Raw genomic sequence first — 25,312 nt, 5'->3', positions numbered from 1 at the left:
GATGGTGGGGGTGGATGAGGCCGGTCTGTGGGCGGCCGAGCTGGAGTCGATGTTCGGACGGGTGGCCGGCCGGTTCTCGCGAGTGGATCTGCGGTGGCGGATGCGGGACCACCTGCGGGGCCTGCTGGCCCCGGTGGAGCGGAGGAACGGCTGGCACCTGGCTGAGTATGCAGGTCACCGTGGACCGGCCGGCTTCCAGCATCTGCTCAACGATGCATCCTGGGACGCCGATGCTCTCCGGGACGATATGCAGCAGTACATCGCCGACCAACTCGGCTGTCCGGACGGTGTGCTGGTCGTGGACGACACCGGCTTCCTCAAGAAGGGCACGACGTCGGCCGGTGTCCAGCGGCAGTACTTGGGCACGGCCGGGGCCTGTATTTCAATTACCGCTCGGTGCATGGGCGTTGGCGGGACAATGAGGTGTGACTGCGGGTACGGCCGCTCGGGCTTCAGTTGTGGCTTTGAGGGCGAAGTTCGATCAGTTCCTTCCCCATCTCGATGAGCGGCGTCGGCGGATCTACCTGGCCAGCGAGGCCGCCGCGCTTGGTCACGGCGGGATCACGCTGGTGGCCGCCGCTTCTGGCGCCAGTGCGGCCACCATCGCACGTGGGATATCCGAGCTGTCCGGGCGCCCTTTGCCGGCCGGGCGGATCCGGGCTCCAGGAGCCGGCCGTAAGCCGGTGACGGTCACCGATCCCGGTCTGCTGCCGGCGCTTGAAGCCCTGATCGAGCCGCACACCCGGGGCGATCCGGTCTCGCCGTTGCGCTGGACCACGCTCTCACTGCGGTCTTTGGTCTCAGCTCTGACCACTCAGGGCCACCCGGTCAGCGCGACGACCGTTGGACGCCTGCTGCACACCCTGGGATACAGCCTGCAGGGCACCGCCAAGACCACGGAAGGCGCCAGTCATCCGGACCGGGATGCTCAGTTCACCCACATCAACGCCACCGCCGAGGCCTTCCTCGAAGGCAACCAGCCGGTGATCAGCGTGGATACCAAGGCCAAGGAGTGGCTTGGCAACCGCGACCGGCCCGGACGCGTCTGGCGGCCGGGCAAGAACCCCATCCGTGTGGACTGCCACACCTTCACCACCAGTGACCAGCCCGTGGTCATCCCGTACGGGATCTACGACATCGCTCGCAACACCGGCTGGGTCAACGTCGGGACCGACCACGACACGGGCGAGTTCGCGGTGGAATCCATCCGCCGCTGGTGGCGGCAGCGCGGACGGAAGGACCACCCGGATGCCGACAGGCTGCTGATCACCGCCGACTGCGGTGGTTCCAACGACCCCCGCCGCTGGACATGGAAGAAGCACCTCGCCGTCTTCGCCCTGGAAAGCGGACTGGAGATCACGGTCTGCCACTTCCCACCCGGAACGTCGAAATGGAACAAGATCGAACACCGGATGTTCTGCCACATCACCGCGAACTGGCGTGGCAGGCCCCTGACCAGCTACCAGGTCGTTATCGAGACCATCGCCGCCACGACCACTCGCACCGGGCTCAGAATCGGAGCCGAACTCGACACCGGCCGATATGCCCTGGGCGCCACAGTCCCACCCGCCGAGTTCCATGCCCTGCCAATCACACCCCACGCCTTCCACGGCGACTGGAACTACACCCTGGCACCGGTCGCACCCCGGCACCCCGAGCCGGCACCGAGCCGACGACAAATCGATCCCGCCCTGACCGCGATGCTCACCGAGCCAGCCCTGACCGGCATGTCACGCGCCGCCTTCGACCACCTGGTCGCCATCTCGGAACCGTACTGGGACGCCTTGGCCGAGGCGGCATTCCAACGACGCTTCCACCGCCCGCGCAGCTACCTCCACCCGCAGACCAGCAGCCTCGACCACTACCACCGCCTACTGACTGCCTTGTTACGCCGCCGCAGAGCCGTCACCAGCACACTTCTGGCCCAGCTCCTGAATGTCGGCCGCACCAACCTGTCCAACCAGTTCCAAGACGGCCACCGTCTCCTGGACCTGCACCGCGTCGCGGTCACCCCGCTACCCGGAACCCCGGCCCGCACCCTCGCCCAACTACAAGCCCGCCTACCGTCATGCGACGACACCTGCACAGATCAACTCTGACAGTTATTTAGGCACAAGCCCCCGGACGCAGGGAGAACTGCCAGGTCGGCACGTTCTTGGCCTATGCCTCCACCCGGGGGCGGGCGTTGATCGACCGCGAGCTGTATCTGCCCGCCTCCTGGACGGACGACCGCGCCCGGTGCCGGGCGGCCAAGATCGGCGACGAGGTGCCCTTCGCCACGAAGATCGAGCACCTGAAGTGGATGCTGCAACGCGCCCTGGACGCGGCCGTGCCCTTCGCCTGGGTCACCACCGACGAGGCCTACGGACAAGTCCGCCATTTTCGGTCCTGGCTGGAAGAGCGGGAGGTGGCTTATGTGGTGGCCACCAAGGTCAACGACACGGTGACCGGTCTCGACGGCTGGGAGTACCGGGTCGACGAGCTGATCGCCACCCGCCCGAAGCAGGCCTGGAAACCGCTCTCGGCGGGAGCCGGCGCCCACGGCCAGCGGATCTATCACTGGGCCCGCGCCGCCCTCTTCGACGTCAGGCGCGGTGCGGTGTGGGGTCCTGTGCGGTCGACTGGAGCGGTCTTGCAGGCCGGCGTCGCCTTCTGCCAGCCACCGTCGCATCCACTTGTGGGCTGTGGGCCGCGATATGCCCATTTCGGCGGCGACGTGGGCCACGGGCCGTCCGCAGCGGACCCGTTCGACCAGCAGCCGCCTGCCGTGAACGGTCAGCCGGGCATTACGGTGGGACACGAAGACCTCCGTGTGGCGAAGCGTAGACACCTCCACCACATCGGAGGTCTTCGCCATTGATCAAGCCGAGCGGCTGTTAACAACGCTCGTGATCAATACACCTAGGGGAGCCCCCAGGACCCCCGGGCACCACGCCCCGAGGCGGCCGGTGGTGCTACCTCTTCAGGCCCAGTACCGCCTCCGCCGTCGTCCAGTCCCTCGCGATGGCCTGCTGAGCCTTCGTCAGGTCGGCCTTGCCCGAGCAGATCGCGGCCTTGAGGCGGTTCTCCACCACGTCCTTGGGGTTGTTGGGACCGGCGCCCGGCCGGTGCCCCGGCGACGGCGGCTCGACCCAGAGGTTGCGCGGATCGTTGGGGTCGCCGCCCAGCTGGAGGCTGATGAGGTGGTCGTACTCGGCGTCGTGCAGCGGGCCCCGGTAGCCGTACGACGCGGCGTTGGCCTTCTTCTCGCGGCCGGTGATGTTCACCGGGGGCCGGATGTCCTTGGTGTAGCCGCTCCGGCAGATCGTCGACTTGAGGGTCGCCGGGGTCACCTTGGGGTTCGTCGCGCCCGGCGTGCACGTCGGGTCCGGCAGCGGCTGCTTGTCGGCGGTGTGGCGGACGTGGCAGCTACCGGCGGCGGGCTGCCGCTGCACGGTGTACGCACCCTGGGGGCCGGGCCCCACGGCTATCGCCCCCGAGGGCGAGGCGGGGGACGGCGTCCCCGAAGGGCCCGAACCCCCCTTGGCGTCGGAGTGGGTCCGGCCGGACGAACACCCGCCGGCCGCGAGGGCCAGCACGGCGACGGCCGCCAACGTGGACGTACGGACGGAAAGCGGCAGGGCCCGCGCGGAGTTCGGCATGGACAAGAACTACCCCGCCGCGGGCCGGAACAGCCCGCGCCCCGGTGGCGCGGACCCGAACAGTTCGTGGCGCGGGCCCGGACACCGCCGTCCGACCGCGCCCCGCGCCGCCCCCGCTCACCCCGCCTGCAACGCCCGCAACTGGTCCATGAACCAGCGGGCCGGCGGCAGCGCGGTCGCCGCCGCGGCCAGCCGCTCGGTGCGCTCCGCCCGCTCCCCGGCCTTCATCGACAGCGCCTCGTGCAGCGCCCGCGCCGTGCCGCTCACGTCGTACGGATTGACCGTCAGCGCCGCGGCCCCCAACTCCTCGTGGGCACCGGCCTCCCGCGACAGCACCAGCACGCAGCCCTCCTCGGACACCACCGGGATCTCCTTCGCGACGAGGTTCATCCCGTCCCGGATCGGATTGACCAGCGCCACGTCCGCCAGCCGGTACGCCGCCAGCGACCGCGCGAAGTCGTCCTTCACGTGCAGCACCACCGGCCGCCAGCCCGCCGTGCCGAACTCGGCGTTGATCTCCTCGGCCAGCCGCCCCACCTGTGCGGTGTACTCCCGGTACACCGCCAGGTCCTGCCGCGAGGGGTACGCGAAGGCCACGTGCACCACCCGCTCCCGCCACTCCGGCCGGTCCACCAGCAGCTCCCGGTACGCCCGCAGCCCGCGCACGATGTTCTTCGACAGCTCCGTGCGGTCCACCCGCACGATGCTCCGGCGCGCCGCCCCGTCCGGACCGGTGCCGATCTGCTCGCGCAGCGCCGCCAGCCGCTCGTCCACGTCCGCCCGCCGCGACCGCTCCCGCAGGAACCCGGCGTCCGCCCCCAGGCCGTACACCCCGAGCCGGGCGCCGCCGGTGCCGCCCAGCACCTCGGCGCAGCACGCGCGGAACGCGTCCGCCCAGCGGTGCGTCAGGAACCCCAGCTGGTCGGCGCCCGTCATCCCGCGCAGCAGCTGCTCGGCGATGCCGTCCGGCAGCATCCGGAAGTACTCCGGCGGCGCCCAGGGGGTGTGCGAGAAGTGCGCGATCCGCAGGTCCGGCCGCAGCGCCCGCAGCATCCCCGGCACCAGCGCCAGGTGGTAGTCCTGCACCAGTACCGCCGCGTGGGGGCCCGCCTCGTCGGCGAGCGCCTTGGCGAAGGCGTGGTTGTACGCCTCGTACGCCCCCCACTGCCGCCGGAACTCCGCGTCGAAGACCGGCTCCAGCGGCGTCTGGTAGAGCATGTGGTGGACGAACCACAGCACCGAATTGGCGATGCCGTTGTAGGCGTCGGCGTGCACATGAGACGGGATGTCCAGCATCCGGACGCGCTGTCCGCCGGTGTCGGCCGGGTCCAGCGCGTCCCCGGTCCGCCGCACCGCCTCCCGGTCGCCCTCACCGAGCGCGGCACACACCCAGACCGCGTCGGTCTCGGGCCCGATCGACGACAGCCCCGACACCAGCCCGCCCCCGCCCCGCTTCGCGGTCAGCGCCCCGTCCTCGCCCAGGGCGTACGAGACCGGTCCGCGGTTGGACGCGACGAGAACCTCGGCACCTGCGTGCACCACACTGCGCTCGGAGACCATGTCGCGAGATTAACCAGTGACAGATCCGTGCAAACGTGCGACGCGGGTCAGGCCGCCCGCCTGGCCGCGTATTCCGGGATGTCGGCCATGGGTGGCCGTTCCTCGGTGTCCACGTCCGTGGTGCGGGGCACGAAACCCGCCTCACCGCGGTCGAACTGGGTGAGCCGGGGCCGTACCAAGTGGCCGCGGGCCAGGCGGAGTTGGGCGGTGCGGTAGATCGCGGCGGCCATCCGGCCGAGGGCCTGGCCGTCCTGATGGCGGTGCCTGCGTACGCCGACGTCCACCTGGGCGAGGGCGTCCAGGCCGACCGTGTGCAGTGCGTCGACGAGCAGGCCGAGCTCGACGCCGTAGCCGACCGGGAAGGGCAGCCGCTCCAGCAGGGCGCGGCGCGCCGCGTACTCGCCGCCCAGCGGCTGGACGAAACCGGCCAGCTGCGGCCAGTGCAGGTTGAGCAGCGGACGGGCGACGAGTTCGGTGACCCGGCCGCCCTGGCCCGGCCCCGCGCCCTCGGCTCCGGCCTCCAGCGGGCGGTCGTACATCGCCTTGACGAACTGCAGGTCCGGATCGGTCAGCAGCGGGCCGACGATCCCGGAGACGAAGGTCGCGGAGAACTCGCGCAGGTCGGCGTCGACGAAGCAGATGATGTCGCCGGTGGTCGCGAGGAGCGAGCGCCACAGCACCTCGCCCTTGCCGGGGACGGCGGGGATCCGCGGCAGGACCGCGTCGCGGTGGACGACCTTGGCGCCGGCCGCCGCCGCGACCTCGGCCGTCCGGTCGGTGGACCCGGAATCCAGCACCACCAGCTCGTCGACCAGCGGGACGGCCTCGGTCATCAGCTCGGCACGGATCGTCGCCACGATCGTGCCGACCGTGGCCTCCTCGTCCAGCGCGGGCAGGACGACACTGACCGTACGGCCCGACTGACGCTTGGCCGCCAGCAGCTGCTCCAATGGGCGATCGGCAGCCGACCAGGAGCGGCTGCGCAGCCAGCGCTCCACCTCTTCCAGCACGTCTACGACTCCTCGGTGGCCGCCGGTGCAGCGGTCGCTATGTGATCCATTGTGTGATCCATCTCGCGGTTCGGACGACTATCTCAACTGTCAGTGCCTTCGGTTACAGTCTTGAACAACGCGGATGACCCTCGCATGTCGGGGTCGCCACGCGACAAACGCCTGGGTTTCGGCCCAGCGCCATACCGCTCATCCAGAGGGGCAGAGGGATACGGCCCGTTGAAGCCCCGGCAACCCTCCAGTCGGTCTCCGCGTACAGCGCGCGAGGCTCCCGGCTAGGGAAGGTGCCAAATCCGTCTCGCGACGAGATGCGCCGCGAGGAAGATGAGGAGAAAGGGCCTCGCCTCCATGGCTGTGCAAGTCACCGAAACCGCCGCAAACACGACCCCCGTCGCCCTGGGCCCCGCCGTCGCGCTGTCCTGCCGGGAGTGCGGTGAGCGCTTCGATCTCGGTCCGATCTTCGCCTGCGCCAGCTGTTTCGGGCCGCTCGAAGTCGCCTACGACCTGCCGAGCGGCGACCCCGAGGCTCTGAGGAAGCAGATCGAGGCCGGCCCGGACAACATCTGGCGCTACGCCCCGCTGCTCCCGGTCCCCACCGACGTGGCCGAGAAGCCGAACCTCAACCCCGGCTTCACCAAGCTCGTCAAGGCCGACCGGCTCGCCGCCGAGCTCGGCGTCACCGGCGGCCTGTACGTCAAGGACGACTCCGGCAACCCGACCCACTCCTTCAAGGACCGCGTCGTCGCGATCGCCGTCGAGGCCGCCCGCGCCTTCGGCTTCACGACCCTGTCCTGCTCCTCGACCGGCAACCTCGCCGGCGCGGTCGGCGCCGCGGCGCGCCGCGCGGGCTTCAAGTCCTGCGTCTTCATCCCGCACGACCTGGAGGCCGGCAAGGTCGTCATGGCCGCGGTCTACGGCGGTGACCTGGTCGGCATCGAGGGCAACTACGACGACGTCAACCGCTTCTGCTCGGAGCTCATCGGCGACCCGCTCGGCGAGGGCTGGGGCTTCGTCAACGTCAACCTGCGGCCGTACTACGGCGAGGGTTCCAAGACGCTGGCCTACGAGATCTGCGAGCAGCTCGGCTGGCGGCTGCCGGACCAGATCGTCATCCCGATCGCGTCCGGCTCCCAGCTGACGAAGATCGACAAGGGCCTCAAGGAGCTGATCGCCCTCGGGCTGGTCGAGGACAAGCCGTACAAGATCTTCGGCGCCCAGGCGGAGGGCTGCTCGCCGGTGTCGACGGCCTTCAAGGCCGGGCACGACGTCGTGCGCCCGCAGAAGCCGAACACCATCGCCAAGTCGCTGGCGATCGGCAACCCGGCGGACGGCCCGTACGTGCTGGACATCGCGCGCCGGACGGGCGGTGCGGTGGAGGACGTCAACGACGAGCAGGTCGTGGACGCGATCAAGCTGCTGGCCCGGACGGAGGGCATCTTCGCGGAGACCGCGGGCGGCGTGACCGTCGGCGTGACCAAGAAGCTCATCGAGGAGGGTGTGCTCGACCCGGCGCTGACCACCGTTGTCCTCAATACGGGTGACGGTCTGAAGACGCTGGACGCGGTCGCGCCGACCACCGGGCCCACGGCCACGATCCGTCCGAACCTGGATGCGTTCCGCGCGGCCGGCCTGGCCGGCTGAGCCCGCGCCGTTTCCGAACCCGTACTCCGTAATCCCCGTCCGGAAGGCAGAACCATGAGCGTCAAGGTCCGCATCCCCACCATCCTCCGCACGTACACCGGCGGCGAGGCCGAGGTCACCGCCGAGGGCGCGACCCTCTCCGCGGTGATCGCCGACCTGGAGAAGAACCACCAGGGCATCGCGGCCCGTGTGCTCGACGACGCCGGCAAGCTGCGCCGCTTCGTGAACGTCTACGTCAACGACGACGACGTCCGCTTCGAGCAGGGCCTGGAGACGCCGACGCCGGACGGCGCGGGCGTCTCGATCATCCCCGCGGTCGCCGGAGGCTGCTGACCTTCCGTCCGGGCCCGGCCGCGTGTCCCTTCCTGGCGCGCGGCACCGTCCGGATGGTGATCGAACAGGCGTGGATTTGCGCCATCTCTCCCCCCGCTTGACCGGAATTGCCCCGTCCATCGAAATCGGACGGGGCAATTCCGTTTCGTGAAAGGGGATAGCATTGTGGCGATCTCCTCGCTGTATATGTCCCCGGGTATGCCGAGCGCATAAGAATCCGTGCTGAGTTGTGCTCAAAGTGTGTGCGGCATTTGTCGGTTAGGCACGTCTATGCCCGGCCCGGCTTGCCCGGGAGAATCGCGATTTCGCCGCATATAGCCGATTCTCCGGCGCCAGAATTCTCGTCCGATTGACCTGTTGCGCTGGGCATCGGTCCAGATACATTCAGCGGCGGTCGACGCGTTCCGGCGCACACCCCACGGGCCTTTCGCGGGGTGAGGTCTGACCCGGGTCCGCGGAGTGCGGTCCTGCGCAAGGGCCAGTAATAGGGGAGTTAGGCATGGCTCAGGGCACCGTCAAGTGGTTCAACGCGGAGAAGGGGTACGGCTTCATCGCGGTCGACGGTGGTGCGGATGTATTCGTCCACTACAGCGCGATCCAGATGGACGGCTACCGCACCCTTGAGGAGGGCCAGCGGGTCGAGTTCGAGATCTCGCAGGGCCAGAAGGGGCCGCAGGCGGACATGGTCCGGGTGGCCGGCTGAGGCGCCGACCGACTGCTGCGTTGTGAAGGCCCGTACCCCTGAAGGGGGTACGGGCCTTCTGCCGTGCGCTTCGACGGACGGACGGGCCTCCGACTGCCCCCTCGATGGGCGGATCGGGCCCCCGGGCGGCTTGCACTCGCATGCCCCGAGTGCTAATCATTGGCGTTAGCACTCTCCGAGTGAGAGTGACAATGAAGGACCGGGTCGGTGAGGCCCGCGGGCCGGGTGGGGCAAGGAACCACAGCAGGTCTGCAGGTCGTCCGTCGCGGGCGCCAGCGCGGTCCGGAGCAATCCACCCCAGTCCGGGAGGACCACTTCACATGGCCAAGATCATCGCGTTCGACGAGGAGGCACGGCGCGGTCTCGAGCGCGGGATGAACCAGCTCGCCGACGCCGTCAAGGTCACCCTCGGCCCCAAGGGCCGCAACGTCGTCCTCGAGAAGAAGTGGGGCGCCCCCACGATCACCAACGATGGTGTGTCCATCGCCAAGGAGATCGAGCTCGAGGACCCGTACGAGAAGATCGGCGCCGAGCTGGTCAAGGAGGTCGCGAAGAAGACGGACGACGTCGCCGGTGACGGCACGACGACCGCGACCGTCCTGGCCCAGGCCCTGGTCCGCGAGGGCCTGCGCAACGTCGCCGCCGGTGCCAACCCGATGGCCCTGAAGCGCGGTATCGAGAAGGCCGTCGAGGCCGTCTCCGCCGCCCTGCTGGAGCAGGCCAAGGACGTGGAGACCAAGGAGCAGATCGCCTCCACCGCCTCCATCTCCGCCGCCGACACCCAGATCGGCGAGCTGATCGCCGAGGCCATGGACAAGGTCGGCAAGGAAGGCGTCATCACCGTCGAGGAGTCCCAGACCTTCGGTCTGGAGCTGGAGCTCACCGAGGGTATGCGCTTCGACAAGGGCTACATCTCGGCGTACTTCGCCACCGACATGGAGCGTATGGAGGCGTCGCTCGACGACCCGTACATCCTCATCGTCAACTCCAAGATCGGCAACGTGAAGGACCTGCTGCCGCTCCTGGAGAAGGTCATGCAGTCCGGCAAGCCGCTGCTGATCATCGCCGAGGACGTCGAGGGCGAGGCCCTGTCGACCCTGGTCGTCAACAAGATCCGTGGCACCTTCAAGTCCGTCGCCGTCAAGGCCCCGGGCTTCGGTGACCGCCGCAAGGCCATGCTCGGCGACATCGCCATCCTCACCGGTGGCACCGTCATCTCCGAGGAGGTCGGCCTCAAGCTGGAGAACGCCGGTCTCGACCTGCTCGGCCGCGCCCGCAAGGTCGTCATCACCAAGGACGAGACCACCATCGTCGACGGTGCCGGTGACAGCGAGCAGGTCCAGGGCCGCGTCAACCAGATCCGCGCCGAGATCGAGAACAGCGACTCGGACTACGACCGCGAGAAGCTCCAGGAGCGTCTGGCGAAGCTGGCCGGCGGCGTGGCCGTCATCAAGGCCGGTGCCGCCACCGAGGTCGAGCTCAAGGAGCGCAAGCACCGCATCGAGGACGCCGTCCGCAACGCGAAGGCGGCCGTCGAGGAGGGCATCGTCGCCGGCGGTGGCGTGGCCCTGCTGCAGGCATCCTCGGTCTTCGAGAAGATCGAGCTCGAGGGTGACGAGGCCACCGGTGCCGCGGCTGTGAAGCTGGCCCTGGAGGCCCCGCTGAAGCAGATCTCGGTCAACGCCGGCCTCGAGGGCGGCGTCGTGGTGGAGAAGGTGCGCAACCTGGCCGTCGGCCACGGTCTGAACGCCGCCACCGGCGAGTACGTCGACATGGTCGCCGAGGGCATCATCGACCCGGCCAAGGTCACCCGCTCCGCGCTGCAGAACGCCGCCTCCATCGCGGCGCTCTTCCTCACCACCGAGGCCGTCATCGCCGACAAGCCGGAGAAGGCCGCCGCGGCCGCTCCGGGCGGCATGCCGGGCGGTGACATGGACTTCTGATCCACCGCGCCGGACCTCCGGCCCGCTGGACCAGAACGCTGATCCTCCCGGATCACCCGTCCTGAACGCCGGGGCGGCACCCTCCTCCCAGGGGGTGCCGCCCCGGCGGCGTTTTTCCCCCGGCCCGCCGTCGTGCCCTGAGCCTCCCGAGGCGAGGACGGCATGATGGTTACGCTGTGCACCGAATCGGCTATGGACAGTCACGGTCGAGGGTCTCGGGGTGGCCGCGCCCCCTGTGATCGCAAACGAAGGAGTGTTCGTGCGAGCCAGGGTGCGTAGGGGTCTGCTCAGGTCCGATGCGGGCGGCGACTGATCATGTCCGGGCAAGAGCGGAACCCGAACCTGCCGGCGGGACGGGCGCGAGGCGATGACCGGGCGGTGCGTCCGCGGCGGGCAGGGGAGCTGACGCAACGGGGTGTGGGCCGGTCCGGCGATCCGGGCCGCCGGGACACCTGGGCGGCCCGGCTGCTCGCCGTGGCCGCCGTGCTCTACAACGGCTGGCTGCTGGAGTTCGTGCTGCCGACCGGCCTCGATCCCCGGCACTCGTACGTCAGTGAGCTGTACGCCGCCGACCAGCCGCTGCGCGGTCTCTTCGGCGGCATCGAGTGCGTCTGCGCCGCCCTCGTCGTCCTGGGGGCGCTGCTGGCGTACGGCCCGGCGGCGGGCGGCTGGTCCCGTGCCGGGTGGGTGGCGCTGGCCGGAATGGGGTTGTCGTCGCTGGCCGACGTGGCACTGCCGATGCGCTGCGCGCCCTCACTGGAGCCCGGGTGCGAGGCCGTGCACCCCTGGCACACGGCCACCAGCGCCCTGGCCCACTTCTTCCTCTTCGCGTCGATGGCGCTGCTCAGTCGCGCCGCCGTGGTCGAGCGCCCGCACCGGCGGCTGATCCGCCGCTGGGGGCCGCGGGTGCTGGCGCTGGCCCTGCCGGCCGCCGTGTGCACCGTGGGCCCGCTGTTCGGCCGGCCCGGCTGGCACGGCGTCCCGCAGCGCGTCCATCTGGTGCTGGTGGGCGTGTGGTTCGCGCTGCTGGCCGCCGAATCGCGCCGGTCGGCCGCGGCGGCCCGGGCGTCCGCGACAGCCCCTGCGGAGATCCCGGCGCCCGTGCACACTCCCTGAGGGGTCGTCACACGACTCGGGGGAGAGCCACTCGGGCATCGCGGCATCAACGGGTAGGGCGACGGCTTCCGCTTCCTCTGCCTCTTTCTCTGCCTCTTTCTCTTCCTCTCCCCGTCGGCGGCGGACGTATCGACGGCGGGTGCGCCGCAGTTCGGCGGCGTGCTGGCGTGCTGGCGTGCTGGCGTGCTGGCGTGCTGGCGTGCTGGACCGGACGGGCGGGCGGCGGGTGGCGGATGGTGCCGGGCGTCAACCGCAGGGGGCGTCCCCACCCGTTCGAGGGTGGCGGGTGTCCGGAGGTCCGGGTATTTGACCGAACCGATCGATGGCCGCCCGCCGGACGCGTACGCTGCTCCGACGATGACCGAGTTTGTCGAAGAAGTCCGTTCCCGTGTGGTGCGCCTGCTCCAAATGGCCAACACCACGGACGACCGGCTGCGCAAGCAGATCATCGCCTATGCCGACGCGACCCCCGAGCCGCCGCTGATGGGTGCGGACGGAATCGGCACGACGGGCTGCCCCCGCTGCCGCCGCACGATGTGGCAGCAGCGGGACACCGAAGGGCCCGTCTGGGTCTGCGCGTTCTGCGGCCACGTCGAGGCGGTGTCCACCCGCGAGCACGAGGGGTCGGAGGCCTAGGCGGCGCCCTGGCTCCCGGCCGGTGCCCGGGCGACGGAGGGCGGCGCGGCGTGGGTCGCCGTCGCCGTTTCCGCCGTTTCCGCCGGGGCCGGCGTTTCCGTCGTTGCTTGCGTATGCGGCGTATGCGGCGTATGCGGCGTGTGCGGTGGGGCGTTGAGGTCGGTGCGCATCTGCTTGCTGAAGCCGAAGAAGTACGTCGCCAGGAAGCCGGTCAGATAGCCGACGGCCAGCCCCATCGCGTAGACGGCGAGCGTGGTGACGATGCCGTGGTTGCCCTGGACCAGGGGGAACAGTGCCCAGCCGGAAGGGCCGATGGCGGTGGCGCCGACGGTGTCGCCGAGCTGGTGGAACAGGCCGATGAACCCGCCGCCGAACGCGCCGCCGAGACAGGCGGTGACGAAGGGCCGCCCGAGGGGGAGCGATACGCCGTAGATCAGCGGCTCGCCGACGCCCAGGAAGCCCGCGGGCAGGGCCGACTTGATGGTCGTACGGACCGAGCGGTTGCGGGGGAGGCGGACGTAGACGGCGAGGGCGGCGCCGACCTGGCCCGCGCCTGCCATGGCGAGGATCGGCAGCAGGACGGTGTAGCCCTGCTGCTGGATGAGGGTGGTGTGCAGCGGGATGAGGGCCTGATGGAGGCCCAGCATGACGAGGGGGAGGAAGAGCCCGCCCAGCAGGAAGCCGGCCGCCGCGCCGCCGTGCGCGAGCAGCCAGGTGGCGAAGGACCCGAAGGCGGTGGCGGCCTCACCGGCGACGTACATCAGGCCGAAGAGCGTGACCAGGCCGGTGATCAGGACGGTCAGGGTGGGGGTGAGGAGGACGTCGAGTGCCTCGGGGATTCTTCTGCGGCAGTGCTTCTCCACCTGGACGGCGAGCAGCGCGGCGGCCAGTGCGCCCAGGACGCCGCCCTGGCCCGGGGAGAGGTGCCGGCCGAAGGCGGTGATGTGGGTGACGCCGGGGAAGACGATGACCGCGGCGACCGCACCGCCGAGCACCGGTGTCCCGCCGAACTCCTTGGCGGTGTGGTAGCCCACGAACACCGCGATCAGCGACATGAAGCCGGAGGCGATGGCGGTCAGGGCGGGGACGACGGACGGCAGCCAGCCGAGGTTGGTGAGCAGGCCGTTGATCCCGGCGACGATGCCGCAGCCGATCAGCGCGGGGATCAGCGGGACGAAGATGTTCGCCACCCGGCGCAGGAACAGCTTGACCGGGGTGGCGTTCCGCGCCTTCTGGCGCGCCTTGAGCGCGGCACCCTGCGCGGCGAGCTGCTCGGCGGTGGTGGGCGGGGCCGGGGTGGCGGGGTGTGCGGTGCCGGCGGGCACTGCGTCGGCCGGGGCAGGGGCCGGGGCCGGGGTCTGGGCGGTCGCTGTGGCTGTCGCTTTCGCGGTCTCCGGTTCCGCGGCGCGGGTCTGTGCCAGCAGGCTCTCGAACGCGGGGGCGACCCGCGCGACCGCGCCGGGCCCCAGCACGATCTGGTACGTGGACCCGTCCTCGACCACTCCCATCACGGCGGGCAGCGCCTTGAGGTCCTCGTCCCGGACCAGGGAGCGGTCCCGGATGCCGAGGCGGAGCCGGGTCATGCAGTGGGCGACGGAGGTGACGTTGGGGGCGCCGCCGACCAGCGGGAGGAGCGCGGCGGCGGTGGCGCGGTGGGCGTCTTCGGGCATGTGCGGTGCCTTGCTGTGCGGACGAACCGGGGCGGGGGTCAGCGGGCTCGGGCTGCTTCCAGGGCCGCGCGCAGGTGGCCGTCGGAGGCGCTGAGGAGGCGGGCGGCGGTCGGGCCGTCGACGCCGGCGAGCAGGGTGAGGATGGCGTTCTTCACCTCGCCGTCCGTTATGGCCAGCGCGGTCTCGATCTCGGCGTCGGTGGCGCCGGTGGCGAGCGCGACGATCCGCCGCGAGCGGGCCCGCAGCTTGTCGTTGGAGGCGCGGACGTCGACCATCAGGTTCCCGTAGGTCTTGCCCAGCCGGATCATGGTGATGGTCGAGAGCATGTTGAGCACAAGCTTCTGCGCGGTGCCCGCCTTGAGCCGGGTCGAGCCGGTCAGCAGCTCGGGGCCGACGACGATCTCGATGCCGTGCTCGGCGGCCGCGGCCAGGGCCGAACCGGCGTTGCAGGACAGGCCGATGGTCAGTGCGCCGCGGGCCCGGGCGTGCTCGACCGCGCCGATCGCGTAGGGGGTGCGGCCGGAGGCCGAGACGCCGACGACGGTGTCCCGTTCGGTCAGCCCGATCGCGGTCAGGTCCTCGGCCGCGAACTCCTTGCTGTCCTCGGCCCCTTCGACGGCTGTGACCAGCGCGGACGGGCCGCCGGCGATCAGGCCGAGGACCTCGGAGGGGTCGGTGTTGAAGGTCGGCGGGCATTCGCTGGCGTCCAGCACCCCGAGCCGGCCGGCCGTGCCGGCGCCGGCGTAGACCAGCCGGCCGCCACGGGCCATCCGGGCGGCGGTGGCGTCGATGGCGGCGGCGATCTCGGGGAGCCGCCGGGCGACCGCGGCGGGCACGGTGGCGTCCTCGTCGTTCATCGTGCGGGCGATGTCGAGGGTGGCGCGGCGGTCGATCTCGGCGAGGTCGGGACGGAACGCCTCGGTGGTGAGGCCGTCCAACTCGGCGCGCAGATCGGCGTAGTGGGGGTGGTCGGCGGTGGAGGTCATGGCTCGGCGGCTCTTTCCGGGTCGGGCGCACGCCGCCCCCGTGCGGCGGGCGGCGGTCAGGGCTGGTGGCGGTGGGCCAGCGCCTCGTAGGAGGCGGAGAGGGCGGGGGCGGCGGTCTCGTACGTCCGCTGCGCGACGCCTATGAACAGGCAGTCCACGACCAGCAGTTGGCTCGTCCGGGAGGACATCGCGGCCGGGCGCAGCTCGCTCTCACGCGCGGTGGAGGTGGTCAGGATGTGGTCGGCGTACGCGGCGATCTCGCCGTCCGGGCGGCCGGTGATGGCGATGGTCGTCGCGCCGTGGTCGAAGGCCACCCGCAGCGGCTCTATGACGTCGGTGGTGCGGCCGGAGTGGGTGATCGCGAGGGCGACGTCACCGGTCCGCATCTGCACGGCGTTCGTCACCGCGAGGTGGGGGTCGGCGTGCGCATGCGCGATCAGGCCGATGCGCAGCAGCTTCTGGGCGAGGTCCTGGCCGACGAGGTTGGACGCGCCGATGCCGTACACATCGATCCGGCGGGCGGACGCGAGCGCGGCGACCGCCGCTTCGAGCTGGGTGACGTCCAGCGCGGCCGCGGTGTCGGCCAGGCACTGCTGCTCCTCCTGGGCCAGCTTGGCGACGACGTCGACCAGGGAGTCGTCGACCGCTATGTCGGCCGTCACCGCGGGCGCGCCGCCGGCCGCCTGCTGCGCGGCGAGCGCGGCGAGCGCCAGTCGGAGGTCGCGGTAGCCCGGATAGCCGAGCAGTCTCGACGTGCGTACGACGGTGGCTTCGCTGGTGCCGGTGCGCTCCGCGAGGCCGGTGACGGTCAGTGCGGCGCAGCCGGCCGGGTCGCTCGCGACGGTCTCGGCGACCCGCTGCATGGAGCGGGTCATCGTCGGCGCGAGGGTGCGGACCTTGGCGGCCAGCGCCGCGGGGGCGGGTGGGGCCGGGGCCGGTCGGGTCTCGACGGCCACGTCCTTGAAAGTTTCCTTCAGGCTGCTGCTCACGCTTGAAAAGTAATTTCATCGCCGGTGTCGCGTCAATACCCTCCGTGAGGGCTGTGGACAACGCACGGCCTCCGCCGCCGGGCCTGTGGACAACGTCGAGCGGCGTCCGGCGCGCGGGAGACAATGGGGGGCATGGAGCTGGAACAGGCATTGCACGCCGCGCGGGCGCTGGTGCTCGCCGACCTGATGGCGGACGAGGTGGCCGACGCCGACATCGTCTCGCTCGTGGAGGACGCGGTCGTCCACCGCCGGTGGTGGGTGGAGCAATGGCCTGAAGGCGCGGCGTTCGTCGCGGGACTGATAGCGCAGGACGTCCAGGACGCCCTCCTGGAGCGGTACGGCCGCTGGCCGTTGTGCCCGGTGTGTACGGAGTCGGGCGACCCCCATGCCCTCGATGTGGAGCCGGAGTTGGGGCCCGACCCGCACTGGGTCTGCCCCAAGACGGCGGTCGCGGTCGCCCGCGTCGGCCGGCTCCGTGCCCCGGCGGAAGGCTGAGGTGGCCGTTGGCGATCTACATAGACCCGCCGATCTGGCCGGGGCACGGCCGTATGTGGTCGCACCTGGTCAGCGATGTGTCCTTCGCCGAGTTGCACGCCTTCGCCGCGCGCATCGGCGTGCCCCGGGGCGCCTTCGAGCGCGACCACTACGACCTGCCGGCCGAGCGGTACGGCGATGCGGTGCGCGCCGGGGCCGTGGAGGTCGGCAGCAAGGAATTGCTGCGCCGGCTGACGGCCGCCGGCCTGCGCCGGCCCAAGCACCGGCCGGCGCGCATGCCGTAGGGACGTGACCCGTACGGACACGAGCCGTAGGGACGCGAGGCGTACGGACGTGACCCGTACGGACGCGAGCCGCTGCGGCAACGGCCCGGCGCGCCTGCCGGTGCGCCGGGCCGTTGCCGCAGATGTCGGGAGTTTTCTCGCGGTCTCCGGAGTCGCCTTGCGGTATCCGGAGCTGCCTCGCTGTCCTCAGGGCTGCTTCGCCGTGCCTAGAGCCGCTTGGCGGTCTCCGGCGCGGTCGTCGTGACGGCCGCCGTGCCCGCCGCGCCGGACGTGCCCGCCGCGCCGGATGTGCCCGCCGCGCCGGATGTGCCCGTCGTGCCGGACGACGCGATCAGTCGCGAGCGGTTCGTCGTGCGGTGCAGCCGGAAGGCGACGGCGGTGGTGAGGACCGCGACCGCGGCCAGCACCGCACCGGTCCAGGCCACGGACGGGTAGCCCCAGCCCGCGCCGATGGCCAGGCCGCCGAGCCAGGGGCCGACGGTGTTGCCGATGTTGAAGGCGGCGGTGGTGGTCGCGCCGGCCAGCGTGGGCGCGGCGTTCGCCACGTTGAACATCCGCGCGTTCAGGGCCGGGGCCGTGGTGAACGCGGTCACCCCGAGCATCAGCGACAGCGCGATCGCGGCCACCGGGCTGTGGGCGGTCAGCGCCAGTACGGCCAGGACGACCGTGGATGCGGAGATGCCGCCGAAGAGCGTCCCGAAGAGATGCGCATCGGCGATCCGGCCGCCGATGAAGGTGCCGATCAGCGCGCCGACGCCGAACAGCGCCAGCACCGTGGGCACCCAGCTCTCGGCGAGCCCGGCGGTGTCGGTCAGCAGCGGCGAGAGGTAGGAGAACAGCGCGAAGACCGCGGCTGCGTTCATGGCCGTCGCGGTCAGCGCCAGCCATACCTGCTTGTCCTTGTAGATGGTCAGCTCGCGGCGCAGCTGCGGGCGGTCGTCGCCGGTCGGCACGCTCGTCCGCGGCACCAGCGCGACGACACCCAGCAGCCCAATTGCGGCGAGCCCGGCCACGGCCCAGAAGGCCGCCCGCCAGCCGGCGTGCTGCCCGAGCAGGGCGCCGGCCGGGACGCCCGCGATGTTGGCGATGCTCAGCCCGCCGACCATCACGGCCATCGCCCGGGCCCGCGCGGTCACCGGCACCAGCGAGACGGCCACCGCCGCACCGACCGCCCAGAAGCCCGCGCAGGCGAGCGCGCTGACCACCCGGGAGGCGAACAGCACGCCGTACGACGGGGCCAGCGCGCCCGCCACCTGGCCGAGGCCGAAGACCGCGAGCAGCGCGATCAGCGTCGTACGGCGCGGCAGGCGGAGGGTGGCCGCGGCGAGCACGGGCGCGCCCACCACCATGCCGATCGCGAAGGCGGACACCAGGAGCCCGGCCTGCGGAATGGAGACCCGCAGATCACGGGCCAGCGGCTGGAGGATCCCGGACAGCATGAACTCGGACGTGCCGAGGGCGAAGACGGAGAGGCCGAGGACGTAGACGGCGACGGGCAGACGGGCACGGTCGGATGGTGCGGGAGCTGGCATGTCAGCTACTAACAGCGATAGGACGCCTTACATTCCCGCCACCGGTACATTCCCGCCACCGGTGCGTTCCCGTTGTCGATGCATGCCCGTTGTCGGTGATCGGCTGACTGGCAGCCTGCCGGCGCCGCGGCGCCCGTCCGGTCAGCCGCCGCCGGACAGCAGGTCCAGCTCCGTCGCCAGGTTGCGGCGGGCCAGGTGCTCCCACCGGTCGTAGCCCTGAGGGGTCCTGAACAGGCGTGGCAGCGCCAGGAGTTGGCGCAGGACGGCGGAGCGGCCGGCCGCGAAGTCCGCGTCGGGCACGAAGGCGTACTCGTCGCGGACCGAGGCGGCGTAGGCGGCGTACGCGTCGGGCGAACCGGCGAGCACCGCGAGATCGGCGTCACACAGGACCTCGCCGTCCGGGTCGTCGGGCGCCGGGTCGTGGGTGACGGTGAGCCGCACCAGCCGGGCCACCTCGGCCGTACGGGCCGCGCCGACGCCCAGTTCGGGCAGGGCCCGCTCGGCCAGGGCCGCGCTGCGCTCCTCGTTCTCCGAGCGGTCCGGACGGTAGACCGCGTCGTGGAACCACGCCGCCAACTGGACGACGGGTACGTCATCGGCGTGCTCGGCGAGTTCGTCGATCCGGTCGAGGACCGCGGCCAGGTGCGCGACGGTGTGGTACCGCCGCTGCGGTTCGCTCCAACGGGAGAGCAGGTCTTCCGCATACGGGGCGGGGTCGGGGGCCGGGGAGCCTCCGGGCGCGGCGGACCTCCTCGTGCCGCGGGCCGCGGCGACCGTGGCGGCCCAGCGTGTGCGCAGCTCCGGTACCGGGTCGATGGTGCTGCCTGCCGTACGGGACACGGACGTCATGCGAATCATTGTGCCTTGCGCCTGGCGACCCCGTAGGCTGGGAATATTGGACTAGACCTGTTGGTGGTGTGCGGATGCAGGGCTTCCGCGCCACTTGTCGCCGAAGGATTGGGGTCATATGAGCAAGCGCGCGCTCCTGGAGGTGATCGCGCTCGGCCCGCAGGACGCGGTCGCCGCCCAGGAAGGCGGTGCCGACCGTCTGGAGCTCGTCACCGACATGGCGGCCGACGGGCTCACGCCCGCGACGGCCACCTTCGCGGCGATCCGGGCGGCGGTCGATCTGCCGCTGCGGGTGATGCTGCGGTCCGCCGACGGGTTCGCGGCCGGCGATCTCCCGGCGCTCTGCGGCCGGGCGGCGGCCCTGCGGGAGGCGGGGGCCGAGGAGTTCGTCCTCGGGTTCCTGACCCCGGACGGGCGGCCGGACCTCGCCGCGGTGACGGCGCTGGCCGACGTGATCGACGGCTGCTCCTGGACCTTCCACCGGGCCATCGACCGGGCCGCCGACCGGGACGCGCTGCGCAAGGAGCTGGCCGGCATGACGAGCGCCGGGCTCGACACGTATCTGACCGCCGGTGATCCCCGGGGCGTGGCGGCCGGCCGGGCGGTCCTGGTGGCCGAGCAGGCCCGTACGGCCGCGGGCGAGCCCGGGTACGCGCCGCGCATCCTGGTGGGCGGCGGCCTCGGCCTCGACCACGTCCCGGCGCTGCGGGCGGCCGGCCTCGACGCCTTCCACATCGGCGCCGCCGCCCGCCCCGACGGCTGGTCCGCACCGGTGGACGCGGCCGCGGTACGGCGGTGGCGCGAGGCGCTGGACCAGGAGGCGGAGCGGCCGGTTCCGCTGGGGTGACCGGAGGGGGGCGGGGCGAGCGGACGTGCCCCTTACGGACGTGCCCCTTGCGGACGTGTCCCTTACGGACGTGTCCCTTACGGGCGTGCCCCTCGTGGATGTGCCTCTTACGGGCGTGCGGCCGTGCGGGCGTGCCGCTCAGGGGTGTATCCCTTGCGGGCGTGGCCCTCAGGGGCGTGCCGCCGGAGCCCCCGCCTCCGATACGAGGGCGGAACCGGGGGACGGAGCGGACGCGGCCGCGCCGGCCGTTCCAGTCATGCCGGCCGATCCAGTCATGCCGGCCGTTCCGGCCGCCCCGGCCGGCCGCCGGCGGGTCGTGACCGCCGCCAGGGCGATCGCCACCAGGCTCAGTGCGGTCGAGGTGAGCGGGAACCAGCGGTCGCCGAGCACGGTGAGGGCGAGACTGCCGACGCCGCCCGCGGCGGCCATGCCCAGATAGAGCGCGCTGCTGTTGAGGGAGATCAGCAGCGGCGCGCTGCGCGGATCCAGAGAGGCGAGACGGTGCGGCAGCGCCACCGCGACCGCCCATCCGGCGAGCGGGGAGAGCGCCGCGTACGCCAGCGCGCCGGGCATCGTCGCCGAGATCCAGGGCAGCGCGAGGAAGGCGAGGGCGGCCAGTGAGCCACCGGCCAGCAGCACGGCCCGGACGCCCAGCCGGTCGACCGCCCGGCCGCCCAGCCAGCTGCCCGCGATCGAGGCGAGGCCGGACACCAGCATGATCAGGCTGAGCCGGCCCGCATCGCCTCCGGTGGCGGGGCGTACCGCCGTGCCGAGATAGATGTAGACCGTGTTGACGGCCAGGAAGAACACCAGCGTGGTGGCCGCGGCGGCCAGCACGCTGGTGTTGCGCAGCGGTGCGAGGCGGGCGCGCAGGCCGGGCGCGGTGGCCGGCGCCGGCAGGTCGCGCAGCAGCAGGGCGAGGCCCAGGAACGCCGCGGCGCCCAGTGCGACCACCAGCCACATGGTCAGCCGCCAGTCCGTCCGCCCTATGTAGGTGCCGAGGGGGACGCCGAGCGCGGTGGCCACCGTCATGCCGCCGAGCACGGTCGCCAGCGCCCGGCCGCGCCGCTCGGCGGGTACGAGCGTGGTGGCCACGGCGTTGGCGGTCGGGGTGTACAGGGCGGCGCCGGCCGCGGCCAGCACCCGAGTGGCCAGCAGGAGCGGGTAGTTGGGCGCCAGGGCGCTCAGCGCGTTGGCGGCGGTGAAGACGGTGAGCGCGGTCAGCAGCACGCGGCGGCGCGGCCACCGGGCGGCGGCGGTGGCGAGCACGGGGGCGAGCACGGCGTAGGAAAGGGCGAAGACGGTGACCATCTGGCCGGCGGCCGGTACGGAAACGCCCAGGTCACGGGCGATCAGTCCGAGGATGCCGGCCATCACCATGGAATCGGTGCCCATGGCGAAGGTGCCGAGGGCGAGCAGGAGCAGGCGGAGACGCACGGGTGTCCTTCCCGGTACGAGCGGGGACGGGTGAGGCGCAACTACGCAGCAGCCGCACCTCGTTGGGACGCGGGTGCGGTGTGTGTTTGATGTACGTCAAACAATATGGATTGTTTGGTGGATGTCAAACAGTTTCCGCGGGGAAATACAGTGGGGCGTGAGCGAGCGACGGAAGGAGGCCGGACGGCCGTGGAGAGTGGCGTCGGTACGGACGGCGGTGACGGCGCGCTGCTGGCGCAGCCGGAGACCGCGGACATCCAGCTGGTGAAGGTGCTGCATGCGCTCGGGGACCCGACCCGGCTGCATCTGCTGCGGATCTACGCGAGCGGGCAGCAGTACGACTGCTCGTCGGAACGGCTGGGCCTCGGCCATCTGCACAAGTCGACCGTCTCGCACCACATGCGGACCATGCGCGAGGCCGGGATCACCTCCACCTCGGTCGTCGGCCGCAACCGCTATGTGCAACTACGCCGCGCCGACCTCGACGCGCGCTTCCCCGGCCTCCTGGACGCGCTGCTCAACTCCGTCGAGGGGGAGGACCTGTTGGGGTCGGGCGGCGACGGGGCCTGACCGGGAGGCGCGGGGGATCGTCGGTACTGCGGAGGCCGGCCCCGCGGATCGCCGCCGGGCCGGCCACCGGGCGGGCTCAGGCCGGCCCGTCCGTCAGCTGCTCCGGCAGCGGCGCCGCATGGACCACCGTCAGGCCGGAGACCGGGCGGGTCAGGCAGACGTACAGGCGACGCAGGCCGGTCCGCTCGTCCGGTTCACCGTCGACGATCGCGGCCGGCTCGTCCAGCACCACGTAGTCGTACTCCAGACCCTTGGCGAGCGTGGCCGGCACCAGCGTCAGCCGGGACCCCGCCGAGGTCTCCTCACCCGGGGCCAGCACGGTCACCCCGGCCGCCTCCAGGGCCGCACGCAGCTCCGGAATACGGGCCTCCGCCGCGATCAGACCGATCGAGCCCTCCTTCGTCAGCGCATCGTCGCAGGCCGCGAGGGTCGCCGCGGTCAGCTCCCCGACCTCGACCCGGCGGATCGCGAAATCGCCCGCCGACTCACGGATCGAGGTCGCCTCCGTCAGATCCGGCGCGATCGCCGGCAGCAGCCGGGACGCGTACCCGATCACCTCGCGCGGCACCCGGAAGCCCTGCGTGAGCTCCTCGACCGCCGCCCCCGGCTTGCCCAGATGGGCCAGCGCCTCCTCCCAGGTGTCGGTCGCCCACGGCGTCGTCCCCTGGGCGATGTCGCCGAGGATCGTCGCCGAACCCGTCGTGCAGCGCCGCCCGACCGCCCGGTACTGCATCGGGGAGAGGTCCTGCGCCTCGTCCAGCACCACATGGCCGAGCGAATGCGTGCGCTCCACCAGGTCCGTCGCCTCGTCGATCAACACCGCATCCGCCGCCGACCACTTGGCGCTCTTCACACTGCGCGCCGGTTTGGCCCACAGGATCGTCTTCTGCTCCTCGGGCGACAGGATCCCCTCGGCCTGCTCGGCGAGGAACTCGGCGTCGCCCAGCAGCCGCAGCACCAGCTTCGCCGGATCGACCGGCGGCCAGACCTCCTTGACCACGGCCTTCACGGCCGCGTTCCGGGCCACCGCGTTCTGCACCCGGTCGTCCGGCGCCTCCCCGGCCTGCTCCATCCGCACCAGGACGGCGTGCGCGATCCGCTGCGGAAGCGCCTCGCGGGCCGCGCCGTAACGGATGTCGCGCGCCATCAACTCCTGCACGATCTCCTGCAGTTCGTACGCCGGTACGCGCCAGCGGCGGGAGCCGCGGACCACCACGCAGGGCTCCTGCGGCAGCGTGATGTGCGAGCGGACGGCCCGCCGCAGGACCTCCGCCAGCCGCGCATCGCCCTTGACCGTCGCCGCGGCCGCCTCGTCCGTACCGCGCACCTCGACGTGCCCCACCAGGTCGTCGACCGTGGCCTGCTTGACCTCCAGCTCGCCCAGCGCCGGCAGCACCTGCTCGATGTACTGCAGGAAGGAACGGTTCGGCCCGATGACGAGGGTGCCCGCCCGCGCCAGCCGCTCGCGGTGCGCGTACAGCAGATACGCCACCCGGTGCAGACCGACCGCCGTCTTTCCGGTGCCCGGCGCCCCCTGCACACACACCGAACCGGCGATGCCGGCGCGCACGATCTCGTCCTGCTCGGGCTGGATCGTCGCGACGATGTCCCGCATCGGGCCGACGCGCGGCCGCTCGATCTCCGACTGCAGGAGCCGGCTGGTCCGCTCCAGTTCTGCCGGGTCGGTGAGGTGCTCGTCCTCGTAGGCGGTCAACTCGCCGCCGGTGTAACCGAAGCGGCGGCGCAGCCTGAGGTCCATCGGGTCCTTCTTGGAGGCCCGGTAGAACGGCTGGGAGACGGGCGCGCGCCAGTCGATGACCATCGGGTCACCGTCGGCGTCGTGGACGTGCCGCCGGCCGATGTAGAAGTTCTCCCCGTCCGCCCCCTCGGCGAGGTCGAGGCCCGGGGCGTGGAGGTAGTCGAGGCGGCCGAAGAACAACGGGGTGTGGGAGAGATCGGCGAGCGCCTTGATCCGGGCTTCGATCTCGCCCTGGAGCACCTCGGCGTTGACCCAGTTCGCGGTGACGTCCGCGATGTTCAGCGCCTCGGCGTCGGCGCGCATGGCGCGGAGCGCGGCGCGGGAAGCGGCGAGATGGGCGCGTTCGCGCTGGAGGGGCTCGTCGTCGGACAGGTCGTGGGCGTGCGAGGGCACGGCGTTGCCTCCGGTGGCGGTACTGCGGCGGACGCGCCATGGTCGCGGGCGCGGCGGGCCGGTGTCGGTGCGTAGCGCAGGTCATGCGATGCGCGGGTCAGCGGCGTGAAGCGGAGGCCGGCCGGTTTCCGACCGGTCGGCGGCACTCCTCGGCGGGAGGCAGGAAGACGCGCGATTGTAGTCAGGGGTGGATGGCGGCGCCAACGAATTATCGGCGGGGTCGGGGCGAGGCCGGGGCCGCGGGCGGTCCGCGCCGTACTCCGGGTTGACGACCCCTACAACTGTGGGTCTCCCGTAGGGGTTGGAGTGGGTCTGGAGGCTGACGCCGGCCCCGCCGAGGATCGACCCGTGGACCGATGTGCGGCAATCGCGTGAAATTCATCATGGACCCATGACCAGCGCAACGATTCCACCCGCATCCGTCCCGTCCTTCTCCTCCCTCGCCTCCGCCCCTCTCCACCCGGCCAAGGGCGCCCCGGCCCCCGGCGCCGCCTCGGCTCCCGGGCGCCGACACCCCGTGGGCAACGCCCTTCGCGCGATAAGGGTCTTCGCCGCCGCGGCCTTCAGCGTCGCCGTCCTCGGCGAGTACGCGGACGGCCGCCGGGCCGAGGGCTGAGCCCCGTGGGCCGAGCCGCGGCCGGGGCTGGTCCTGGTGGACGCCGTGGCGACATCCGGATGACCGGAAACCGTTACGGCCTGCCGGTCCCGATCGACTAGCGTCGGCGCGGAGTGCGCGCTCAGCGAGGCGAGGCGACGAGAGGGGTCAACGGGGTGTCTTCCGCCGACGGTACGCGGACGGGGAGCGAAGAGACCGAAACGAAGGGGGAGGGGCGGGGGTGGGGGAGGGGCCCCCGAACCAGAACCGACGAAACCCCGCCCCCTACCCCCAACCCAAGCCCTACCACCCCCACCCCCACC

At 71.8% G+C, this 25,312-nt stretch carries 22 protein-coding genes, 3 pseudogenes and 1 riboswitch; of the genes and pseudogenes, 14 read left to right on the top strand and 11 right to left on the bottom strand.

All coding sequences use genetic code 11. The features are described 5' to 3' along the window. Window position 1 precedes the first annotated feature (1 nt). The 3 genes and pseudogenes from V2J85_RS23930 to V2J85_RS23920 all read left to right on the top strand — a co-directional run. A pseudogene (locus V2J85_RS23930) lies at window positions 2-373 on the top strand (transposase); the annotation flags it as partial. 85 nt (window positions 374-458) lie between these two features. Beyond that, window positions 459-2,099: an ISAzo13 family transposase gene (locus V2J85_RS23925; protein ID WP_419836826.1), complete on the top strand. Its 1,641-nt coding sequence runs from the start codon at window positions 459-461 to the stop codon at window positions 2,097-2,099. Between the two features lie 23 nt (window positions 2,100-2,122). Further along, window positions 2,123-2,617 (top strand): annotated as a pseudogene (locus V2J85_RS23920) (IS701 family transposase); the annotation flags it as partial. Here the strand turns inward: V2J85_RS23920 and V2J85_RS23915 are convergent. The 4 genes and pseudogenes from V2J85_RS23915 to V2J85_RS23900 form a co-directional block, all read right to left on the bottom strand. Beyond that, window positions 2,579-2,800, bottom strand: a pseudogene (locus V2J85_RS23915) (leucine zipper domain-containing protein); the annotation flags it as partial. The pseudogenes V2J85_RS23920 and V2J85_RS23915 sit on opposite strands and share 39 nt — an antisense overlap. A 154-nt stretch (window positions 2,801-2,954) precedes the next feature. Then, window positions 2,955-3,641, bottom strand: a complete 687-nt coding sequence (locus V2J85_RS23910) for a hypothetical protein (protein ID WP_261956211.1) — start codon at window positions 3,639-3,641, stop codon at window positions 2,955-2,957. A gap of 117 nt (window positions 3,642-3,758) precedes the next feature. Continuing rightward, window positions 3,759-5,201 carry an alpha,alpha-trehalose-phosphate synthase (UDP-forming) gene (locus V2J85_RS23905; protein WP_330822673.1) on the bottom strand — a complete coding sequence of 481 codons (1,443 nt, stop codon included), beginning with the start codon at window positions 5,199-5,201 and terminating at the stop codon, window positions 3,759-3,761. 47 nt (window positions 5,202-5,248) lie between these two features. Next, the gene (locus V2J85_RS23900; protein WP_330822672.1) at window positions 5,249-6,211 is read right to left on the bottom strand and encodes a glucosyl-3-phosphoglycerate synthase; all 963 of its coding nucleotides are present in this window, start codon (window positions 6,209-6,211) and stop codon (window positions 5,249-5,251) included. A 186-nt stretch (window positions 6,212-6,397) separates the two neighbouring features. After that, a riboswitch (SAM riboswitch) is annotated at window positions 6,398-6,542 on the top strand. A 17-nt stretch (window positions 6,543-6,559) separates the two neighbouring features. On the opposite strand from V2J85_RS23900, the gene thrC reads away from it, so the two are divergent. The 6 genes from thrC to V2J85_RS23870 all read left to right on the top strand — a co-directional run bounded on the left by thrC (window position 6,560) and on the right by V2J85_RS23870 (window position 12,583). Further along, window positions 6,560-7,852 (top strand): threonine synthase, encoded by a 1,293-nt coding sequence (gene thrC / locus V2J85_RS23895; RefSeq protein ID WP_261956208.1) that lies wholly within the window; start codon window positions 6,560-6,562, stop codon window positions 7,850-7,852. Window positions 7,853-7,906: 54 nt separating this feature from the next. After that, complete coding sequence (locus tag V2J85_RS23890) at window positions 7,907-8,185, top strand: MoaD/ThiS family protein (RefSeq protein WP_261956207.1); 279 nt, start codon at window positions 7,907-7,909, stop codon at window positions 8,183-8,185. 499 nt (window positions 8,186-8,684) lie between these two features. Next, window positions 8,685-8,888: a cold-shock protein gene (locus V2J85_RS23885; RefSeq protein ID WP_003986833.1), complete on the top strand. Its 204-nt coding sequence runs from the start codon at window positions 8,685-8,687 to the stop codon at window positions 8,886-8,888. 320 nt (window positions 8,889-9,208) lie between these two features. Continuing rightward, the gene (groL, locus tag V2J85_RS23880; protein WP_030810521.1) at window positions 9,209-10,831 is read left to right on the top strand and encodes a chaperonin GroEL; all 1,623 of its coding nucleotides are present in this window, start codon (window positions 9,209-9,211) and stop codon (window positions 10,829-10,831) included. 417 nt (window positions 10,832-11,248) lie between these two features. Then, complete coding sequence (locus V2J85_RS23875) at window positions 11,249-11,947, top strand: DUF998 domain-containing protein (RefSeq protein WP_330822671.1); 699 nt, start codon at window positions 11,249-11,251, stop codon at window positions 11,945-11,947. Window positions 11,948-12,304: 357 nt separating this feature from the next. Further along, window positions 12,305-12,583: a hypothetical protein gene (locus V2J85_RS23870; protein ID WP_330822670.1), complete on the top strand. Its 279-nt coding sequence runs from the start codon at window positions 12,305-12,307 to the stop codon at window positions 12,581-12,583. On the opposite strand, the gene V2J85_RS23865 is transcribed toward V2J85_RS23870, so the two are convergent. From V2J85_RS23865 to V2J85_RS23855, 3 genes are read right to left on the bottom strand one after another with little or no spacing between them, the layout of a single operon-like run. Beyond that, the gene (locus V2J85_RS23865; protein WP_330822669.1) at window positions 12,580-14,253 is read right to left on the bottom strand and encodes a PTS transporter subunit EIIC; all 1,674 of its coding nucleotides are present in this window, start codon (window positions 14,251-14,253) and stop codon (window positions 12,580-12,582) included. The two genes, V2J85_RS23870 and V2J85_RS23865, sit on opposite strands and share 4 nt — an antisense overlap. A gap of 38 nt (window positions 14,254-14,291) precedes the next feature. Beyond that, the gene (gene murQ / locus V2J85_RS23860; protein WP_261956203.1) at window positions 14,292-15,239 is read right to left on the bottom strand and encodes an N-acetylmuramic acid 6-phosphate etherase; all 948 of its coding nucleotides are present in this window, start codon (window positions 15,237-15,239) and stop codon (window positions 14,292-14,294) included. 56 nt (window positions 15,240-15,295) lie between these two features. After that, a complete protein-coding gene (locus V2J85_RS23855) occupies window positions 15,296-16,228 on the bottom strand; it encodes a MurR/RpiR family transcriptional regulator (protein ID WP_030810494.1) in 933 nt (310 codons plus the stop codon). A 132-nt stretch (window positions 16,229-16,360) separates the two neighbouring features. On the opposite strand from V2J85_RS23855, the gene V2J85_RS23850 reads away from it, so the two are divergent. After that, entirely contained in the window at window positions 16,361-16,723 is a 363-nt protein-coding gene (locus tag V2J85_RS23850) for a hypothetical protein (RefSeq protein WP_261956202.1), read from the top strand. A gap of 8 nt (window positions 16,724-16,731) precedes the next feature. Next, the gene (locus tag V2J85_RS23845) at window positions 16,732-17,007 is read left to right on the top strand and encodes a DUF4031 domain-containing protein (RefSeq protein WP_030810488.1); all 276 of its coding nucleotides are present in this window, start codon (window positions 16,732-16,734) and stop codon (window positions 17,005-17,007) included. A gap of 206 nt (window positions 17,008-17,213) precedes the next feature. On the opposite strand, the gene V2J85_RS23840 is transcribed toward V2J85_RS23845, so the two are convergent. Both V2J85_RS23840 and V2J85_RS23835 read right to left on the bottom strand, forming a co-directional pair. Further along, entirely contained in the window at window positions 17,214-18,539 is a 1,326-nt protein-coding gene (locus V2J85_RS23840; RefSeq protein ID WP_330822668.1) for a Cmx/CmrA family chloramphenicol efflux MFS transporter, read from the bottom strand. A 141-nt stretch (window positions 18,540-18,680) separates the two neighbouring features. Beyond that, window positions 18,681-19,388, bottom strand: a complete 708-nt coding sequence (locus tag V2J85_RS23835) for an HD domain-containing protein (protein ID WP_330822667.1) — start codon at window positions 19,386-19,388, stop codon at window positions 18,681-18,683. A 118-nt stretch (window positions 19,389-19,506) separates the two neighbouring features. Here V2J85_RS23835 and V2J85_RS23830 point away from each other — a divergent pair, with 118 nt between their 5' ends. Further along, window positions 19,507-20,235: a copper homeostasis protein CutC gene (locus tag V2J85_RS23830; RefSeq protein WP_330822666.1), complete on the top strand. Its 729-nt coding sequence runs from the start codon at window positions 19,507-19,509 to the stop codon at window positions 20,233-20,235. A gap of 168 nt (window positions 20,236-20,403) precedes the next feature. Here V2J85_RS23830 and V2J85_RS23825 read toward each other — a convergent pair whose 3' ends face one another. Then, window positions 20,404-21,672 carry an MFS transporter gene (locus tag V2J85_RS23825; protein ID WP_330822665.1) on the bottom strand — a complete coding sequence of 423 codons (1,269 nt, stop codon included), beginning with the start codon at window positions 21,670-21,672 and terminating at the stop codon, window positions 20,404-20,406. A gap of 189 nt (window positions 21,673-21,861) precedes the next feature. Here V2J85_RS23825 and V2J85_RS23820 point away from each other — a divergent pair, with 189 nt between their 5' ends. Beyond that, window positions 21,862-22,242, top strand: a complete 381-nt coding sequence (locus tag V2J85_RS23820; protein WP_330822664.1) for an ArsR/SmtB family transcription factor — start codon at window positions 21,862-21,864, stop codon at window positions 22,240-22,242. A 76-nt stretch (window positions 22,243-22,318) separates the two neighbouring features. Here the strand turns inward: V2J85_RS23820 and V2J85_RS23815 are convergent, their stop codons facing one another. Beyond that, a complete protein-coding gene (locus V2J85_RS23815) occupies window positions 22,319-24,394 on the bottom strand; it encodes a HelD family protein (protein ID WP_261956196.1) in 2,076 nt (691 codons plus the stop codon). 391 nt (window positions 24,395-24,785) lie between these two features. On the opposite strand from V2J85_RS23815, the gene V2J85_RS23810 reads away from it, so the two are divergent. Further along, a complete protein-coding gene (locus tag V2J85_RS23810; RefSeq protein WP_330822663.1) occupies window positions 24,786-25,010 on the top strand; it encodes a hypothetical protein in 225 nt (74 codons plus the stop codon). Window positions 25,011-25,312 lie beyond the last annotated feature (302 nt).

Source organism: Streptomyces bugieae (genome assembly GCF_036352915.1).
Lineage (GTDB): Bacteria > Actinomycetota > Actinomycetes > Streptomycetales > Streptomycetaceae > Streptomyces > Streptomyces endophytica.
The sequence above is the reverse complement of the archived record's forward strand: the minus strand, read 5'-3'. Positions and strand labels throughout refer to the sequence as shown.

Bases quoted from the DNA above. Each gene is read 5' to 3' on its own strand.
- V2J85_RS23870 (WP_330822670.1), top strand. From the start codon at position 12,305: ATGACCGAGTTTGTCGAAGAAGTCCGTTCCCGTGTGGTGCGCCTGCTC.
- V2J85_RS23890 (WP_261956207.1), top strand. From the start codon at position 7,907: ATGAGCGTCAAGGTCCGCATCCCCACCATCCTCCGCACGTACACCGGC.
- groL (WP_030810521.1), top strand. From the start codon at position 9,209: ATGGCCAAGATCATCGCGTTCGACGAGGAGGCACGGCGCGGTCTCGAG.
- V2J85_RS23905 (WP_330822673.1), bottom strand. From the start codon at position 5,201: ATGGTCTCCGAGCGCAGTGTGGTGCACGCAGGTGCCGAGGTTCTCGTC.
- V2J85_RS23810 (WP_330822663.1), top strand. From the start codon at position 24,786: ATGACCAGCGCAACGATTCCACCCGCATCCGTCCCGTCCTTCTCCTCC.
- V2J85_RS23850 (WP_261956202.1), top strand. From the start codon at position 16,361: ATGGAGCTGGAACAGGCATTGCACGCCGCGCGGGCGCTGGTGCTCGCC.
- V2J85_RS23835 (WP_330822667.1), bottom strand. From the start codon at position 19,388: ATGACGTCCGTGTCCCGTACGGCAGGCAGCACCATCGACCCGGTACCG.
- V2J85_RS23910 (WP_261956211.1), bottom strand. From the start codon at position 3,641: ATGCCGAACTCCGCGCGGGCCCTGCCGCTTTCCGTCCGTACGTCCACG.
- V2J85_RS23885 (WP_003986833.1), top strand. From the start codon at position 8,685: ATGGCTCAGGGCACCGTCAAGTGGTTCAACGCGGAGAAGGGGTACGGC.
- murQ (WP_261956203.1), bottom strand. From the start codon at position 15,239: ATGACCTCCACCGCCGACCACCCCCACTACGCCGATCTGCGCGCCGAG.
- V2J85_RS23865 (WP_330822669.1), bottom strand. From the start codon at position 14,253: ATGCCCGAAGACGCCCACCGCGCCACCGCCGCCGCGCTCCTCCCGCTG.
- V2J85_RS23840 (WP_330822668.1), bottom strand. From the start codon at position 18,539: ATGCCAGCTCCCGCACCATCCGACCGTGCCCGTCTGCCCGTCGCCGTC.
- V2J85_RS23830 (WP_330822666.1), top strand. From the start codon at position 19,507: ATGAGCAAGCGCGCGCTCCTGGAGGTGATCGCGCTCGGCCCGCAGGAC.
- thrC (WP_261956208.1), top strand. From the start codon at position 6,560: ATGGCTGTGCAAGTCACCGAAACCGCCGCAAACACGACCCCCGTCGCC.